The organism is Chitinophaga sp. 05T412 (genome assembly GCF_056396465.1).
Map to the genome: position 1 here is coordinate 25,787 of NZ_JBFTLN010000021.1, position 18,403 is coordinate 44,189.

Below are 18,403 nucleotides of genomic sequence, written 5' to 3' on the forward strand. Positions count from 1 at the left end.
GAAAAAAGAAAGGTTACACCGCGGCTATCGTGCCGGTGTAACCTCTTTGTTATAGCTGCCTCATAAAATGAGGCAGCTTTTCTGCTTTTGATTTAATGTCCACTTATCAACAAGTACAGTGGCACCTGCAGTACCGGCCTTGTACTATCGTCAGAGAAAACCGTCAGATCCAGGTCGTACTGCGCCTGGTTGGTTTCCGGCATATGTGTATCCTTCCATTTCTGCATGGCTGTTGCTACCATGGTCGCTACTGCCAGTCCTTTATCTGCGATACTTACTTTCGTTGAAGCCAGCAGTAATACAGGCAGGTTTATTGCGAATGAAGTGCCCGGTTTGGTATACTGATAGCTGACGTGTAATTTAATCAGTATATCCGTTAACGTTACATCGGCGGTGAGGGCAATGAAGAGCTGGGCCATGTTCTCCTGCAGCGTTCTCTGTTGCGGCGCAGGGAAGACATTGCTGTTGATAGTCGCGATATCTACGGCGCGGTTACAGTTGAGTAATGGCACGAGCTTGTCGAAGAAGCGCACCCACGGCGTCTGATAGATGAACCGTTGGTTGGTGGGCTGCCAGGTACCATTACCATTCTGTATCAGGTACTCATTGCGGATGATGCTGGCGCCTGACCAGCTGTTTTGCTCATGGAGTATATCCAGTGCCTGCATGATCACTTCTCTGTCAGGATCGTCGTTCCGGTGGGCATACGGGAGATATTTATCTTCCGCATTTTTGTATATCCAGGTATTACTTTGACCGCTCACCGGCTCTGCGGTGTAGTTGCTGATGTTGACCAACGGAACCATCGGCACGCTGTTGCCGCTGTCTGCCGCAACGGTGATGCTGAGATAATTGGTAGTCTGCTGTTCATTTTCTGTGATGGTATACGATAAAGTATATGGCGACAATGCCAGGCTAAGCGGTCCGTGACTTACCAGTTTTTTGGTGCGCGGATGTATCTGGTTCCAGGTGCTCCATGCAGTAGCCACTACAGTTACCACATTGATGAAAGCCGCTACGGCATTCTTTGCAGCCTGTGCATTCGGCGTGTTTTTCGTTACATCGTCAGCAGTCAGTGTCAACAGGTGCATGTTGAAATCAGCCAGCATGGCAGGGTATACAGACATGAACTGAGATAATGCCTGATCCAGTGTAGGCGCGTCATCCAGGTTCCGTGACAGGAAAGTATTACTGGATGCCGGGATATTGAACTGCACCTGCGTGTGTATGGTATCCTGTGCGGCAGACTGGTTCTGATATACATAACGGTAGTTCCATGCTCTTGTATCAGCGATGGTGATAGGATCGCTGTTACTATTGACAGGATATTCAAGTCCCTGGCTCAGGATGGAAGGCGGCGTAGGATAGGCACGCAATGGAACCGGTATGGTGATGTTGCCTATCTGCCCCAGGCTGTTATCCAGCGGGATAATGAAGGTCAGCCAGGACGATGCCATGTAGCCTTCGATGCCATCAACAGGTTGTAGTTGGTATTCCAGGTGACTTACCGCATAGCGCATGTCTGTGAAGCTGAAGCTGCGACTGGCCGGCAGGTCTTTCGATTCAAACATATACGTTAGCCACGATTGCCCGGTGCCCAATGGTACTTTGGCGTTGGACAGGGAATAGGAAGTATTAGGCGGTGTACCGGGTGGCAGGGAAGGATCAGTACCTTTCATGCTGCCATACAATGCAGGCACATAAGGTGCTTCCGGAGGCTGATTGTTGCTGCCTGTCCATCCGGAGCTGATAGTGGCAGGTGTCTGCACAGCTGTCGTATAGCGGTAAGCGTTAGAGAGCAGTTGAAGGATCACCTGTTTCCATTTGTCCTGTGCGTTGCCGATGTTGGATTGTGGTGTATTGCCAGGATCTATAATGTAGTCGATGGTTCCTTCAATAGCATTGGCAATGTTTTCTTTTTCAGCCAGCAGTGATGCCAGTGATACACCGTTATCTAACAGGAAGGCGGGCACAGCATATGCCGGGCTGAGGAAATTATCTACCGCGGTGAGGAACTGCAATCCCCAGTTGTCGAGGTCTATACTGCTGAAATGCTGTGTTACTGCGGCGCCTGCAGGATAAGGCTGTCCACTTGCATACGGATAGTTGTTGCTGCTGAACGACAACAAGTTGTTGGCCAGCGGTACGGGTGCAAAGAAGTATACTGCAGTGTTGTTGAAGTTGAAATTGATACCGCTCTTTCCGTTGGTGTCCAGTCTTATCATCCAGATGGATGGTATCTTGTCTTCGCTTTCCTTCGGTGTGCCTGTCGCCAGTTTTAGCGTGATGCCTGCGGTAGGCTGATTTTTGAAGGCTAGTTCAAACTGTTGCGCAAATGGGGTGAGCGACAAAGAATCATCGTTACCGCTACCACATGGCGTGCCTTTAGATTGTGGCGGTACGGTGGTCTGTGCGCTGGCGATACCGGCAGTATTGGCAAAAGCCGGATCGATGTGCGCAGTACGTTGTACCGTTGCCGTTAATGTCAGTGGCAGTATGTCTGCATAGCTCGCAATTGTGGCGGTATCCACCGGGCTGCTGATTGTATACAGGATGCTGTTGCTGTCTACGGTAGTAGCGGCTACTATGGCTTTCAGGTAGCTGATCACCGGTGTGAGGAAGTTGGTGTTCAGGGCCGCTATATTTATACTGCGACTGGAACCTTCCGGTAAGGCAGCCGTGCCATCAATAGAGGAACAGAAGCTCATATTCACATCCGTACATACTACCAGCTGATAATAGAGGCGCATGTAGGTTTCGAGGTCTATGGCAGCATTGTTCTGGCTCTTGCTGCCGGTGTATTTTGTCTTGTCGAAACAGAAGCTGAGCTGTATTTCCGGCTTGCCGGCATTCTGGGCAAACTGGTAATAGGAAGATACGGCAGGCCACTGGGATATTGCGATGAGTGGATCTGTGTATAATGATGCCATTGATAACGCCAATGGCTGCACGTTGCTCATGGGTATGTTACCAAACATATCCTGCCAGTTAAGCCGCATCTGCACTGTAACGCCGATGCCTCCATAAGGATTCGGATAGTCTGGGTCTGTACCGGAAGGCTGCGCGTATTTGTAGTAAGGGATCACCGCTGCGTAGTTCCAGAAGTTAGTTTGCTGGTCCAGCGTTTCACCTGCGCGCAGTTGATTTACCTGGTCTTCATCCAGTGTGTCTGCAGGACCTGCGGGCAGCAGGTTCTGATAGGCCGCCACGCCAGGTAGTGTAGTACCCAGCAGGTTGAATTGGTTTTGCAGGTATACCTGGTTATCAGCGGTGGTTGGTGGTTGCTGAGAAGGATTGTATTCTCCCGGATTATTGCGTACTACTGTATAGCCCACCGTGCCCACTGGTATAGTAGCCACGCGGGTGGTGATGCTGGCTGCCTGCGCATATACACTGGTACTGGAAGTATCCACCGGATCACCGGTGACCACGCTGTTCACAAATGGTTGTATGAGCAGATCCGTATAAGTGACCACCAGCGTGAGGCGCGCTACACCGTCTTTATTGAACAGATACGGTGGAATGCCAACGCCGTCGGAACTGCGGTAGTACAGATAAAATCCGCCTGATCTTACAATACTGTTTTCCCACAACAGTTGCAGGAAGATGCCTGGTTTGTTCAGCGTGTTATAAGTGTTGCTCACGTTGTCTTTCAGGTAGCCGAATGTGCCTACCGGGTTGGTTTCTGTGCTCAGGTTGGCCTGCACAATAGCCACTTCTAATGCGCCATTGGCAGCGGAGATATTACCTCCGGTGGAATCCGTTGTCGGATCAGGTTCATACAACACTTGTATTTGTGCAATAAAGCTGTCGTCACCTTTGCGGGTAGTATTAAGGAAGATGACCAGTTGTTGTAATAGTACCACGCCACTGTCGTCTGCGCCGGTGAGGTTGTACATGTTGCCGGTAAGCGGTGTATTAGGTCCTGAGCCAGCGGTGATCTGCTGTATTGTAATCGGTACAGTGGTAGCCCAGGCAAGATGACTGATGCTTCCTTTCTCGCTGCCATCGCCGGAAGGCTGGATGGTTTGGATGGAGAAAGGAATGGAGGTACCGGCATGTAATGCAAATATATCGATCAGGTTTTGTGGTAGCAGCCACAGCACAGGATTTCCGCTTACACCGGCAAAGTAATCGCCGGGGTATTGCCACAGTGCCGGACTGTTGAGCGTAAAGGCCTGCGGTGTATCGCGGTAATTTACCATAGCAGCCGGTGAGCCGGATTCAAGGGTAGGCGCCAACACTACACTGCGCATATCATTGATGCGGGTAATTTCATCATTGTTGATGGTGATATTGAGCGCAGCTGCATTATTGGGATTAAAGGAAATCCAGGTGGCTGCGGCATCTTTGGTGATGTCTATACTGAAGGTATCACCGGTTTTGAGCGCCGCAGGCAGTGGGAACTGCTGGCCAGTAAGCTGGTATAGTGGCGTAATAGCGCCGGTAGCCGCATTGGGTGGCGCCGGTAAGCGTAAGCCATACAGGAGGAACCTGGAAGACATGCTGCCGGCCTGCGTTACATTGGCGGTTGTCACTACTGCATTGACAAGGCTTTCGGCATCCAGACTTGTTTTCTTGTTGGCCTGCATATAATCCAGCGCATGTTGCAGGAATGTTTTGGCCACGAGGGCAATGAAATCTGTGAAGATAAAAGTCGGCATGCTCAGGTTCTGCTGCTGCTGATAATCGGGGTCAGTCACCTGCGAGCAGGCGTTGCCGTAATAATCAGCAGTGAGCTTGTTTTCTGCATCCATACTAAGCGTACGCAGTATGCCCGAAACGGCGCTGATATAGCCATTGCTGCCGGTCATGCTCTGTGTGGCGAAGTTTATCTGTGTTCCTTTGGCGCCATTGTAATCTGTTTGCACCAGCAGTGGCGGCAGCGCAGGGAAGATGGCGGCCTGCAACTCCTGCTGGGTTGCCGGGTCTGTAGCGGTGATTTGTACGCTGAAGAAGGTTTTTAAGAACGAAATAACGTCATGTCCTGCTGTATTGCTGTAGTTGAATGGGGCTGCATTATCAGGCCTTGTGTTGAAATAGCATAACAGCGCCTGTAACTGATCAGTGCTGATCTGTTGTGTTTGCAGCCAGCTCAGTGGAACACTGCTGCGGCCATTGCTGACCAGCGCGCTGAGACACCAGTACAGCACGCCGGTGCTGAGCGCGGTGAGACCGTTCACCGTATTGGCAATATTGGCGGAGGCGGTATCGATATAAAATATCATGTTGTATTGCGGGCCAGGTGTAGCGCCTTCTCCGGAAAGAGTCAGCTGTGGAATCACATACAGATCCAGCAGGTAGTTGGTGCCGGTATCCGGTGAAATAGGCTGCCAGTTTAATGTTACGGCCAGGTCTGCGGCAATGCGGTGGTATGCCGGGAAATTGCCGCCGTTGAGACATCCGTTCCATCCTGCATCCTGTGTATGATTACTGCCAATCACAAACTGCGCCCTGATAGTTGCGCTGAAGCTGAGGTTGATGTGTATTTTAAATAATCCCAGGTTGATGGTGATGCGTAGTGAAACGGATACACCTGCTACAAAGGAGATCGGTATCTCCATATAACTTTCTATCGTAATACTCACATACACATAAGCCAATATATCCACCCGTGCAGATATAATAGCAAAGTTCACTTCACCATAGATATGACCCACCAGTCCGAATGTGCCTTGCAGCTTATAATAGGTGTCGTCTTTTGCACCACTTAATCCTGGTGTTGCATGGAAGATGGCGATCACTCCCTGGAAAATGCCTACAGCAGTGAGATACAGCCCCGCCTTCAGAATACCTTCATCAATTGTTTTGCCTACGCCCAGTTGCAGTCCCAATCCAAAGGCTATCACGGGATTGAATATGCCGCAGGTAGTTTGTGGGATATTGGTAGCGGTAGCGCCACTCAGCCAGCCGAAGTAAAAACCGCCGGAGCCGGTGAACGGAAACACCTGTACGGTGAAAGAGCGCGAGAAGTCTGTAATGCTGGCAGGGAAGCCGAAGTCGAGATAGAAGTTACCATTGGTGTAGATCTTGATTCCGATATTGGGAAGCGTAACGGATACTTCCCCAAACTCAAGATGTCTGAAAGCATCTGGCAGTTGCAGATCTATCTGATACATGCCGATGTTGTCATTTATTTTCTTATAAAGAATTTCAAAATAAAGATTAGCAAAATAAGCCGCTGTAGGATCGATGCTGATCATGAGGCCATATAGCTCCGGATCATTGAAGATTAGCGCCATCCTGTAAAACTTCGCTACGGTGAAGTCTGCGCCGAAGAGCCAGTGGCTGTTCTGATCGAAATACAGGGTGCCTTGTTTGTCAGGTTTGATCGGTACACTGTTAGATTGACCATTGGTGTCAGAGAATGATTTCTTCATGGTATCGATAGCGCCCTGTATGTTGCTGATATTGCCAGGATTGGTAAATGCCACATGCTGGCCCATACCCAGGAAACGAAGATCAAAGAACTGGCTGCCCATACCCGGCACGCCCGGCATGTTGCGCACATCGCTGCCTTTGCCTGCCAGTGGAGCGGTTTCTGGATTGCCACTGCTGATAGTCATGCCCAGGAACTTGCCTTCAAAGCCAAGATATACACCGGTACTATCTTTCGTAAGTGTAATGGCAGAAAGTTGCAGGAAGCCCAGGTCTACATTGCTCTTATACACTACTTTCAGACTGCTCTGTGATGGATCACCGATATTTCTTACATATACAAACGACAACCCGTTCAGATTAATACTGTTGAGCACATTCCAGGGAGCCGATAGTGTGAAGCCCGGCTCAAATGAAGCAATTAGATGTGTGATGATCTCTCCCAGCGACATGTTTCCGAATACCACCGTGATCGTGTCTGTATTCTTCCCACTGTCGTGCTGGTATTGCGCTACAATACCTTCCCATTCGAGGTACACCTGTGTATCCGGTGTGCCGAATTTATAACCCACCTTGAAGTTCATGCCCAGCAGCAGGGCTTCCACGGTGATATTACCGGAAGCATTGCCATTTACATAATCCATCTGCAATGTAGCGGTGAGTTTAGGCAATATAAAGCTCTGGTAATTGAGCTGCCATTTAACGGTGCCGCCTGCACTATATTTATTTTTCTGATCTACTGCTCCCGGCGCCGGCGTGTATACGGTGACGTTAACCCCCTCGATATTCAGTGAAGCCTGATCTAACCAGGCGGGCAGGTTGGTGATACCCAGCGAGGAGAGGAACGTTTTCACCAGCTTCATGATGTTGATGCTGGAACCGGGCAGCATAGCGCCCATGAATGTCCATCCTGCGGAAGGATCTGCCTTCTCTGCGCGCAGTTCCAGCTGAATGTCGACGATGTTAAGCTGTGTGCTGATAAACCCGCTGATGGTGCGGTCGGCGGAAGAGAAAGGATTCTCTATATCCAGCGCCATCGCTGGGTTCACAATATCCAGCACATTAAAGAATTTAATATCTACCTGTGTGGATATATCGAAGTTGATGCGGCTGATCTGTCGGGAGCTGGCGTTGTAGGTGATTTCAAGGGTATTGAGATTGAAGCTGTCAAAAGTAATATCTACGGGCAGTGCAGGTGCGGGGGTAGTGGAAAGCCCCGGGAGCGCCGTGAAAAACTCATTGTATTTATTGATCTCCACTTCAGCGGAAAAAGCAAGTAGCCATTCATCTTCGCCGAATGGCAGGTGCGCATTGACTTGCAACTCTGCTGTAACGGAAGACATCTTCATATTAAATATACCATCAATGTCCAGTGTGAAGGTGGGTTTCACCGGCACTCTGTTAAACTGCATCATCACGCGTAGCTGCTCGATAGCAAAGCCGCTGGCCACCTGCCAGGGATGCGGGTTGGAGATGATTACTGTTACATCATAAATCTTCTGTATGGCCGGATTAAAAAGAATGCTCAACTGAGTGATACCGAAATTACTCAACACCGCCACTTCTTGTGGCATGCTGCCCAGCACATTCATACCGGGGAATAAGCCCAGAATATCGTATATGCCTCCCAGTAAGGTTTGCTGCGTGGAGAATGTCAATGACCATTGATTAGCTGGCATATTGTTGTTGATCGGTACGGCCAGCGATATAGACAGATCCGTTTTACCAATGCGGAAAACACCGGTGACGGCGAGGTTGGGGGTTCGCTCATTATTAACCGGATTGACATACGTAAGAACCGAAAAGCCGAAATCCTTCAGCGAAAGTCCTGCTGCACCTGGAATAATGGGGAAATCGATGTTGGACGAAAGGACGGAAAGCGTCATGGCATAGGTGACGGAAGAGGCATTTAACTGAATCCCCGGAAATGGAGCAGAGGGAAATATATTGGGATCTGCCAGCCGGTTCAAGGGCAGCAGTCCCATCTGTGACAGCTGTAGTATCGATAGTTGGTTAAGAATGGAATCCAGTACTGTTTCCAGTATCTCGCCCCGCGTGTTGATCAGTTGCAGCACACCGTCATTATTCTGGTTATACAGCGCCACTTTCCCGGAAATGGACAGGATATTATCTTTCACGGTGATATCAGCCGGAGTAAGCGTAAACACCATGTTTTGCAAGGACAGCATCTGCAACAGGAACGGGAACCTATTGCTGGGTATCAGTGTAGGCGTAAGCGTTAGAGTGCCGTTGGTTTGTATCTGCTGTTGCAGTTTGCTGGCTAGTTGCTGAAGGTCCATGGTGACTGTTTTATGGAAATAAGATGAGGAACAAAGTATTTATCGATAACAACAGTGATTACGGTGGTGTATTACGATGGCACTGATACGTAGACAAGAGTTGATTGGTGTTCTTGTAATAATTCACCCGGTAGACGTAGAACTGGCTTTGTGTCATGATATTATTCGGTTCTACTTTCAGTACATAACTATCTTTACAAGTCACATCTTTGCTTTGGTACTGATTGTTACCATGTACACCCGTTGCGCTGTAATCATTGCCATAGCTGAAGTTGGTACTGTCCTTATTGGCAAACAGGTTGATAGCGGTAGAGCGACAGTACTTCTTTGTACCACTGGTGAAGTTATAGAGGTTAGTGATATAGATTCCACGATTATTAACACCCAATGGCCGTTGCGCGGAAGACCATTCAGAGAGCGGATCTAATAACGTGTCTATGCGTTCTTGAAAATCAGGTATCGGTAGTCCCCATTTCGACATATTACCTGCCGACAGAAACATTGCACAGGCTGTGAATCGGAGAAGGTCGCTGCTGGAGCTGCAATCACTGCCGTGATGACTTGTCTTGAAAGCACAGACATGACCTTTGGCTGATACATCGTTGGCATTTCTATCGAAGCGGTAACTTTTAGTATTGAAAAGCGAAACAATGCCTCCGTCCACCGTGGCTTCCTGGTCAATGTAGTTAGTACAGGTGCCGTTGCTATATCCACCCATATCTCCCGCGGTGAAGTAGCGGAACTGGCCATATTCGAGTATAAAGCCCAGCGAAAAATTATTGGGATTGTTACGGTTAGTAATACCATTATTCACGGCGGTGTCACCGGCGCTATAAGTGTAGCCGGAACTGGCCACGCATTTCAGTGTAGCAGGCACACCGTTCAAAGTGTCTATCTTCAACACTTTGCCTATATCACGTGGAAAAGAAGTGACCACGAGGCTGCGGGCCCGCAGGTAATTATTAGTGAACCCATCTTTCAATGCCTTCCTGTAATTGGGCGCATCGCTGGCACCTCTGTCTGGAGTGGCTTGCGGCGGATTGATAGGGGCAAAGGTACCGCCAAGCGCATATCCACCGGGATCTATCACGGTGTCTGCTCTGAAGATAGTACCGTTCGCCAGTTTATTGAAGCCTGCATAGTGATCCTTATGGAAATGTGTCAGGATGAGGTATTTAAAAGTTACGGGCATATTGGTCGCGCCAAAATAATTGGTGAAGTAGTTTTGCAGGAATCTGTCTGTTCCTGAATTGCCGCCGTCAATCAGTATCTTCACCGGAAAGGTGTTGTTGGCGGTATCGTGGACTACTATCATTGTTGCGTCGCCATTTTCGACATTGATATGATGTATCTCCAGTATTTTATTCTGGGCCGCTGTGTACAGCGGAAGCAGGAGGCATAGGCAACAACAGCATCTGCGAAAAAGATTATATAATTGCTGATAGCACATTGTTTGTTATTATTGAATGATGATGAATGAATACTTTACTACGGTGTGTTGCGATGACATTTATATCCCCCCAGAAAACGCATGATAACACCCTTCCAGTAATTAGTCATGTATAAGTAGAAGACGGATTGTGTGGTGATATTATTTGGTTCAACGGTCAGTATATAGCTGTCTTTGCAGGTCGGATCATGGCTGGAACCGGTCATCGCACCGGTGGCCACGCCCGAGGTATCATAATCGTTGCCATATTGAAACTGCGTATCTGTACGGCCGGCAAACAACTGTACCGCATATTTCAGACAACTGTCCCTTTCTCCGCCAAATCTTTTGAAGTCGTACAAGTTGGTGATGTAAAGCCCGCGATCAGATACGCCGAAAGGCCTTGTGCTGTCTGCACGGCTGGAAAGCGGCTTCCACGTGGTATCCAGGCGTTGTTGAAAGGCTGGGTTGGGCAATGCCCAGTTTTTCTGGTTGCCTGCTGAAACGATAGCTACTGCAGGTCGTATCTTTAAGAATACAGGATTGGTGCTGTGATCACTGCCGTGGTGACTTACTTTGAAAGCGCAGATATGTCCCGTTGCACTGTCCCTTGTGGCGGTGTTATCAAAGCTGTAGCTGAGTTGATGCAGTAGGGTGTCCAGCCCACCTACCAATGTCGTTTCCTGGTCGATGTAACTGCTTCCGTTCTGACCACCCAGGTCTCCACCTGTGAAGTAACGAAACTCACCGTACCGAAGTACAAACCCAAGTGAATAATCATTGCAATTATTACTACTGGAGACACCATGAGATACAGAATCTCCGTTTCGTGCATATGTATAGGACGCAGCGGCCACGCAGGTAAGCGTCACAGGGACACCATTGACGGTACCGACAGTAATGGTTTTCCCTATATCGCGGGGAAACGAGGTGAGCACCTTACTTCTGGATTTCAATAAGTTGTTATTGTAGGCCTTTTTTAGCGCAGCCAGATAGACACTTTTGAATCTCGGAGTTGAACCGCCTCTTTTAAGTGCTGCGGCACTGGTGTCCGGAGGAGCTATTGCCGCGTAGGTACTGTTGAGTTTATAACCGCCAATATCAATGACGGTGTCCACCTGGATGAAGGCACTGTCGCCCAGCGATTTAAAGCCGAAATAGTGATCCTGGTGATGGTGGCTCAGGATCATATATTTAAAGTGTGCTACAGGCATCGAGTCTCGCAAACAATTTTTGAAATAATTGTTGATGAAGGCATAGGATTCTCTCAAACCTCCATCAATCAATACGGCCGCCGGAAAGGTATCCACTACGGTATTATGTATCAGAATCATGGTCGCATCTCCGTTTTCTACATTGATATGATGTATTTCCAGTCTTTCCTGCGCTTTTAGCGAATGCGTTAGCAGCAGGCACATACAGCATATAAGACTGTACAGGTTTGTTTTGAGGGAGAGGGGAAACATAAGATTGATATTTTAACAGCGTCATTTTTTTACATAGGCAGCATACCAGCCAAGGCTCTCTGGTGGTGCACCCAGATCCGGGTTGCCAAAGAGGAAGAAGCCAATATTACCTCCTGGTGGAAACGAAAGACTGAGCAGTTTTACTGCAATATTATTGATCTTCATAAGATAAGCTGCTTTACCAGGACCGCTGCCATCCGCCAGGGATAAGGATACGGAACCGATGTCCAGTTTTAGTACACCTTGCAGGCTGAAGAAAGGCGCCTGTGGATTTACACCAGGGAGCTTCAGCGCGGCAGCAGTGCCACTACCGCCTACGTTCCACGCAGCCAGGAAGGTGCTGTTGAAACCTGCGGCTGAGGCCAATGCGCCCAGGGTACCCATGTTGAGTGTGAACACGAGTCCATACCAGTCACCTGAAATGCCTTCCTGTGGCTGGTTGATCCATTGTGTTACGTTCAGGAATCCCTGGGATGCAGGCGTGTTGTCTTTGGAGCCACTGGTCATACCCGTGAGCTGTAGCGGGAAATGCCTGTACAGGCTATCATTGCGGGCGGTACTCTGACCGATGTCTGCGGCAAGATGACTGATGTCGAAGCGGAAAGTACGTGTGGAGGGTGTTTCCAATGGAAAGTCCATGTCGAGGTTCAATCCTGCACAGGCAATGCCGGCACTACCCGGTGACGCATTCACTTCACTTCCGAAGGAAAGGATATCAAAATCACTGAGCTTGTTGAAGTTGATGAATCCCCAGCAGGAAAAGACCGACTGCACAATGCCCTGACCACCGCTTTGCGGCACAGTGGTGCTGAAGGATGCTTTCTGTATTTCTACATCCTGCATAATTGCGCTGTCAAGAAAGATGAGACTATCATCTGTACTCACAAACGTATACGCCGGAACGCCATTGTGATTTTCACAGGCTCCTCGCAGTATCACGAGGTTGTTCCGGTTATCTGCTTTTGTTTTCTCACCGAAAAGCCGGTTGATGGTAAGTGCAATATTGCTGTTGAAATTCACCACCTTCGCATTGCTGAACAGCACTTTGAGATTGAGCACCTTAAAGTCATAATCCACGTCTGTATTGATCACCGCCTCTTTCTTGTATCTTTCTACGGATTGTCCGAGTGAAAGAAATACCTGGTCTTCATAATCAATCAAACCAAACAGGGCGCTCACAGGCAACATGGATAATGCACCGTTATCATTGTGTACTACGCTCATGTCTATACCAAAATGATGGGCATTGAACCGTTGCAGGTCGATACCAGCCAGCAGGCCTTGAAGTGCAGCAGGGAAATGTTGCACATCCACATTGATAGCAAGTGCCAGAACTCCCTGCCATTGTGGGTCTGTAGCTGCTGTATAGAATTTATAGTAGTCGTTGTCTTTATTCACCAGGTAATTATCAATACCTGTTTGCACATATTGCTGTATCCATGTTGACAATAATTCGAGTCCATTGTTATCAGTCATGTTAAACTGATTCGCCATCGTCCATCCCTGTGGATTGCTGATATGATCTGTCAGTGCACCGTTGCGGAATTTGAAGATCAGCACATTGTTGAACTGACCATATACATTCTGCTGCGGTACATCGAGTATAAAAGGCCAGCCGTCCATATACATTTCATTGCTGAAGGAGCCAAGTACTGGAGAATCGCCAACAGTAGGATTGAAAGAGATAACGTTGAACAGTTGATTGGTCTGGAAGGCGCTTTGTAGGGTGGGGCTAAGATCGCTGAAGAAAAGTTTGTAGAGGGGCGACGTGGTGCCATCACTCTGCAGATACTGATTGCTGGCTAATTGCAGTAATTTCCATACGCCGCTTGTTTTGTCGGCTTCGATATAAAAGCCTTGCGGGCTGGTACCCGGTACGATATCAGCGGTTGCCGTTTGCATAGATCTGCGTGCCTGCATCAATTGTTGCTGCTGGCTAACGCCGATGGCATTTTTGCGTTGCGCACTGATGATTTGTAGCTCGTATTGTTGAGGGTCAGTAAGTACATTGCTGGAAGTAACGGCGCCGTAGGAAGCCATCGGAAATACGATTGTTTGGGAGAGTGTTCCTGCATTGGGAATGAAGCTGCCTAATACTTCCTTATTTGTAAACACATCCTGATCAGCCGCAAACAGGGAAGCGCCTACCGGTTGTGCATGATAGATAACAGTGGTGTTGCTGCTGCTACCTTGCTGGATAGCGGCCCATGCAGTCTGGTAGCTGTTGTTGAGCACGGGAAGCACCTTGCCATCCTCATCCAGGTTGGGTGATCCTGCTAAAGGAAACCGGTCTGCATAGGCAGATTGTTTTGCAGTGAAACACAGCAGATCGCCGGTGCTGCCATTCACTTCTGGCGTGAAGCTTACACTCTCTGTGCCGGCGAGGCCATTCATGAAGCGCATCTGTTTGTTGCTGTCGAGATAGGGAGCATATTTGCTATCCAATACCAGCGTGAAGTTACCGGACGGTATGAGATACCAGGACAGTGTATCGGCGACATCCCGGTGGCTGAATACGAGCAGGGCGCTGCCAGGGCCAGGGTAATTATCAGTACCATTCACGGAAGATAGGTTGACCACCGGTTTCATCTGCAATGGATAGCCATAATCCGCGGTATAATAAGTATCGAATAGGGTGGGACTGGGGGTGTTGACCTGGGTATCAGAATAGATGGTTTGTCCCAGCAGGGCAAAGTAAGTTCCTGTCTTATGTATGTTCATCATATCCACAGGATTGATACTTGCCTGGCAGAGCAGATAGTAATTGAGAAGGCCATCTGGCACAAGCGGATAGCGGATGGTACAAAGGGAACCATCTGTTGTACTGTTATAGAAATATTTTATGCTGAGGTCATAGGCTACCGCGGTAAAGTCACGGGCAAGGTTGAATCCGATCACCAGGCGCATGCAACCTCGGCCAATGCCGGTAAATGGGAGTACCAGCGGCTGGAGTTGTGTAACGGTGCTGGAGGCTATGGTGTTGGCCTGAAAGCTGACCTGTGAAGGATCATTGAAGGTGAGCAGCAGGCGATCATTGTCGTCATCAACGGAAAAATAAGTGTTGATGGAACCGATGTATAGTGATGCATAATTGTTACCGAAGCTGAAGTTCATTTGCTGCATGATAGCAAAACCTTTATTGTATTGTGTCAGGAGCAGCGCTATTACATTAGCCGATGAAAGGGCATCATTGGGGGACCTGAGCCATAGGATTGCGTTATCAGGTGTACTACTGGAAATGAAATTAATATAGTTCCATATATTCTGTACCAGCGTATCTGCACTGATGGCAGGGGCGCTGGTGGCAAAAAGATAATAGCCATTGACAGCAGTAGTATCGATGAGGCTGAGGGTATCTTTGCCGGAGGAGGTACCGGATGCCAGCACAAAGGCACACCAGCCGTTATCGTCAGGGGTGGTGTATAGTGATGTATTACCTGAATGGGTGTTGCTGAATGCAAGGGTGCTCATAGTACTCAGCGGTTTATGGTTTTTGCATGCTTGGTGGTGAGATGCCATTGACAAACCACGCCGCCAGCAGACCTTTGAAAACAAAACTTTGGTTGTTGCTTGATACGCTATAACTGAAATCGCCGTTCAGCATGCCCGGCATATCAGGCAGCAAAGGCAACATTTTCAGTAAACCGCTGGCACATCCTGTTCCCAACTCCAGATCAAAAATATAGGTGTTGGTAGTGGGGGTGAGTCTGCACAAACCTGCCACCTGTGTGTTCAGTAGCAACACACAAGTGACAGCATTACCGCTGCTGTCGATCTTGTATATTATCTGCAAATCACCCAGGGCACGTTGTGTGCATTTTCCGGGAGTAGAAAGTACATCGGTGACGCAATCCGCCTTTGGTTGTTGAGCGTATAGCAATGAAGAGATAAGCAACAACAGGACAATACCTGTTGTTGCTATTAGTTTTACAGACATCTATCTGATGATATTAAACCTGATCCTCTTTAATTTTGGGTTTAACTTTAGCGCCTGCCTCGCCACTGGCATTCCATGCAGCAATGGAGGCTGAGTAAGGAGTATCGTTATTACCTTGTTGATCTGTAGCGTCACCTTCTGCAAAAACGCTACCATCAGTGAATCCTATAGCAGCTGTGAAAGTGGCCTTTTTGAGATTTACGGTCTGCTGCCCTCTTTGAAAAGTTACAGGGCCTGCTGTAGGCTGAATAGGCGAAAGTGTTACGCTGCCGAGATCTCCGGCGGCAGACGTAAATTTTACTACTGCTATCTGCATGCCGCCACTAATGCTGACGGTGGTGGTGGCAGAAACGGAGTTTACCAGAGGTGTAGTCTGTTTATAAGGGAAACCCATAGTGATAAGATTTTGAGGGTAAAGAAATTGTTGTTTGATTACAGCCGTAAAGGTAGGGTGGCTGTTATTCTGTAGAACCCGTATTTATCCCGTCAGCCATACGTAATATTACGCTTGTTCTGTCTGTTTTTTTTCTTTATACTACTACCATATGCTGCCGGATAGCATACACAACAATGCCTGCAGTGCCGCGTACATTCATCTTTTCCATGATCCGCAACCGGTAGCCTTCTACCGTTCTGTTGCTAAGGCCCAGCCTGGCCGCTATTTCTTTGGTAACCATATCCTGGCATATCAACTGAATGATCTGCTTTTCACGGGCGCTGAAGATTTCCTGCTGTGTGGAGGAACGTGGCGCAGAAAAAAGGCGCATCGCCTGTGATGCAATAGCACGGCAGTAATAAAGCTTCTTGTTGTATACATCATGAATGGCTTCCAGTATCTCCAGCCTATCGCATTGCCGGAGCAGAAAGCCCTGCACACCGGCTTGTAACATGCTGCCCAGCATCGGTATATCATCCAGCAATGATAATGCAATGATGTTTACGTTCGGCAGCGTTTTGGGCACGTATTGMAGTACCGTGGTGTTGCCGTCAATATCAAATGTGGGGTCAGTGAGGAGAATGTCTGGTTGTAGTATAGTCAGCGCGGAAGTAAGCTCGTTGCCATCAGTCGTGGTTCCCAGTAGCTCTATATCTGGTGCGGTCTGTAGAATATGCGAAAGCCCTTCAAGGTACACCTCCTGACGGTCAGCCACGAATAGGCGGATAGGATAGTATTGTTTCATATGCGATGCAATTCCCAGTCAATGTATTTCATGGGGCTGGTTATTTTGAGTAAGGGGCTCCTGGCTTATAATCTTGTATGCATACTGTCTGAAGCTGGTGGCCTCATTATATGTCTTTACGCTTTGTAAAGACACTGTGATAAAGGTAAGGGAATTTTCATTAGCGCATATCGGGAAAAATAACGGGTGATAAGTGCCGTTTAGTTATTGCCTCCGCATAATATTTCGGGGCGAGTATCACATTAATACGGTATTTCGTCACATTATCCCTGTATTGTTGGGTTTGAGGATACTTTTGTCAAAGTAAAGAAATTACGCACGTTGATATCTTCAAATTTAATGACCATGAAAACGCTATTCGCATTTCTGTTTTGTTTTATGCTGTTGCCTTATGGGAAGGCGCAGCATGTGTCGGTGAAGATAGACTCGTTGATATCTGCTTATGTTAATCTGAATAAGTTCAGTGGTGTTGCACTAGTGGCCTACCATGGTAAAATACTTTTTGAAAAAGGCTATGGCTGGAAAGACTTTTCAGATAGCAGCTTAAATAATGCCAACACCATTTTCCAGATTGGTTCCATCACAAAGGAATTCACGGCGGCAGTCATCTTAAAATTAATTGCACAAAAAAAGCTGGGATTGGAAGATAAACTCAGCAAATTTTATCCGGATTTTCCCAAGGGAGATAGCATCAGTATTAAAAATCTGTTGACACATACCTCCGGCATTCCTGATTATACCCACCGTGATGATTTTGTAAAGATATCCGTTATACCAACGAATGAAGAGAATATGTTAACGCAACTGAAGCAACAGTCGCTGGAGTTTTCTCCCGGAGAAAGATTTAAGTACAGCAATTCCGGATACGTATTATTGGGCTATATTATTGAGAAGGTGACACATGAGCAATATGAAAAAGTAGTCCGGGAAATGTTGCTGAGTCCTTTAAAAATGGAAAATACCGGATTTGATTATAAGGGATTAAAAAGTATCAATAAGGCGCAAGGCTATATGATTATTTCCGTGTTGGAGAAAAAAGTATGCCCCGTTATCGATTCTTCAGTGTTCTTTGCTGCAGGAGCTATGTATTCCACGGTAGGAGATTTGTATAAATGGCATCAGGCGTGGCAACAGGGGTTGGTGGTGTCCGGGGAATTGTTAAAGGCCGCCTATACGCCATTTAAAGGGACATATGGTTATGGATGGGATATGGATTCTGTATACAACAAACTAATGGTTGGACATAGTGGCGCCATGTTTGGCTTCAGGTCTAAAATGGTCCGGATACCTTCAGACGACCTTTTTATTGTTTTGTTGAACAACCGTTCTGATGATCCTTACCTGGCAGCAATTTCGAAAGGTATTGCAGCTATTATTTATCAGCAGCCATATGCTTTACCTGTTCCGGCAGCCAAACTTAGCAGGAAGGAGCTGGAGACTTATACGGGGAGATATGAATTTAGCAGTACCGATTTTGCAGATATCTTACTGGTAGATGGTCATCTGATGGGGCGTTCTCCCAGAAGGTCCCTGGAGTTGATAGCCCGTGAAAAGGATCATTTTTGGGTAATGGAAAGGGAAGGGGAAGAGGGAGAGATTACCTTTGGACGAGACGCGAAAGGTGAGGTGAATGAGATATATTTAAATAAAGGAAAAGGTGAGATACGGGTGGGGAAGAAGATGCAGTAGTTGATACCAGGCATAGTAGATTT

The 18,403-nt window shown here is 47.8% G+C and carries 8 protein-coding genes; 1 reads left to right on the forward strand and 7 read right to left on the reverse strand.

Annotated features, from left to right (window positions below; genetic code table 11):
- Positions 1 to 92 precede the first annotated feature (92 nt).
- From AC1DFM_RS31935 to AC1DFM_RS31965, 7 genes are all read right to left on the reverse strand, one after another.
- Complete coding sequence (locus AC1DFM_RS31935; protein ID WP_477080840.1) at positions 93 to 8,678, reverse strand: hypothetical protein; 8,586 nt, start codon at positions 8,676 to 8,678, stop codon at positions 93 to 95.
- A gap of 58 nt (positions 8,679 to 8,736) precedes the next feature.
- Positions 8,737 to 9,993: a ComEC/Rec2 family competence protein gene (locus tag AC1DFM_RS31940; RefSeq protein WP_477080841.1), complete on the reverse strand. Its 1,257-nt coding sequence runs from the start codon at positions 9,991 to 9,993 to the stop codon at positions 8,737 to 8,739.
- Positions 9,994 to 10,166: 173 nt separating this feature from the next.
- Positions 10,167 to 11,573 carry a ComEC/Rec2 family competence protein gene (locus tag AC1DFM_RS31945; protein WP_477080842.1) on the reverse strand — a complete coding sequence of 469 codons (1,407 nt, stop codon included), beginning with the start codon at positions 11,571 to 11,573 and terminating at the stop codon, positions 10,167 to 10,169.
- A gap of 21 nt (positions 11,574 to 11,594) precedes the next feature.
- The gene (locus AC1DFM_RS31950; protein ID WP_477080843.1) at positions 11,595 to 15,044 is read right to left on the reverse strand and encodes a hypothetical protein; all 3,450 of its coding nucleotides are present in this window, start codon (positions 15,042 to 15,044) and stop codon (positions 11,595 to 11,597) included.
- Between the two features lie 13 nt (positions 15,045 to 15,057).
- Positions 15,058 to 15,510 (reverse strand): hypothetical protein, encoded by a 453-nt coding sequence (locus AC1DFM_RS31955; RefSeq protein ID WP_477080844.1) that lies wholly within the window; start codon positions 15,508 to 15,510, stop codon positions 15,058 to 15,060.
- Positions 15,511 to 15,523: 13 nt separating this feature from the next.
- Positions 15,524 to 15,904, reverse strand: a complete 381-nt coding sequence (locus tag AC1DFM_RS31960; RefSeq protein ID WP_477080845.1) for a hypothetical protein — start codon at positions 15,902 to 15,904, stop codon at positions 15,524 to 15,526.
- A 136-nt stretch (positions 15,905 to 16,040) separates the two neighbouring features.
- Positions 16,041 to 16,691, reverse strand: coding sequence for a response regulator transcription factor (locus AC1DFM_RS31965; protein WP_477080846.1), 651 nt, complete (start codon positions 16,689 to 16,691; stop codon positions 16,041 to 16,043).
- Positions 16,692 to 17,036: 345 nt separating this feature from the next.
- On the opposite strand from AC1DFM_RS31965, the gene AC1DFM_RS31970 reads away from it, so the two are divergent.
- Positions 17,037 to 18,380 carry a serine hydrolase gene (locus AC1DFM_RS31970; RefSeq protein WP_477080847.1) on the forward strand — a complete coding sequence of 448 codons (1,344 nt, stop codon included), beginning with the start codon at positions 17,037 to 17,039 and terminating at the stop codon, positions 18,378 to 18,380.
- Positions 18,381 to 18,403 lie beyond the last annotated feature (23 nt).

Excerpts from the sequence above, each read along its gene's own strand:
- AC1DFM_RS31955 (WP_477080844.1), bottom strand. The coding sequence starts at position 15,510 with ATGTCTGTAAAACTAATAGCAACAACAGGTATTGTCCTGTTGTTGCTT.
- AC1DFM_RS31935 (WP_477080840.1), bottom strand. The coding sequence starts at position 8,678 with ATGGACCTTCAGCAACTAGCCAGCAAACTGCAACAGCAGATACAAACC.
- AC1DFM_RS31950 (WP_477080843.1), bottom strand. The coding sequence starts at position 15,044 with ATGAGCACCCTTGCATTCAGCAACACCCATTCAGGTAATACATCACTA.
- AC1DFM_RS31945 (WP_477080842.1), bottom strand. The coding sequence starts at position 11,573 with ATGTTTCCCCTCTCCCTCAAAACAAACCTGTACAGTCTTATATGCTGT.
- AC1DFM_RS31960 (WP_477080845.1), bottom strand. The coding sequence starts at position 15,904 with ATGGGTTTCCCTTATAAACAGACTACACCTCTGGTAAACTCCGTTTCT.
- AC1DFM_RS31940 (WP_477080841.1), bottom strand. The coding sequence starts at position 9,993 with ATGATAGTAGTCCACGATACCGCCAACAACACCTTTCCGGTGAAGATA.
- AC1DFM_RS31970 (WP_477080847.1), top strand. The coding sequence starts at position 17,037 with ATGAAAACGCTATTCGCATTTCTGTTTTGTTTTATGCTGTTGCCTTAT.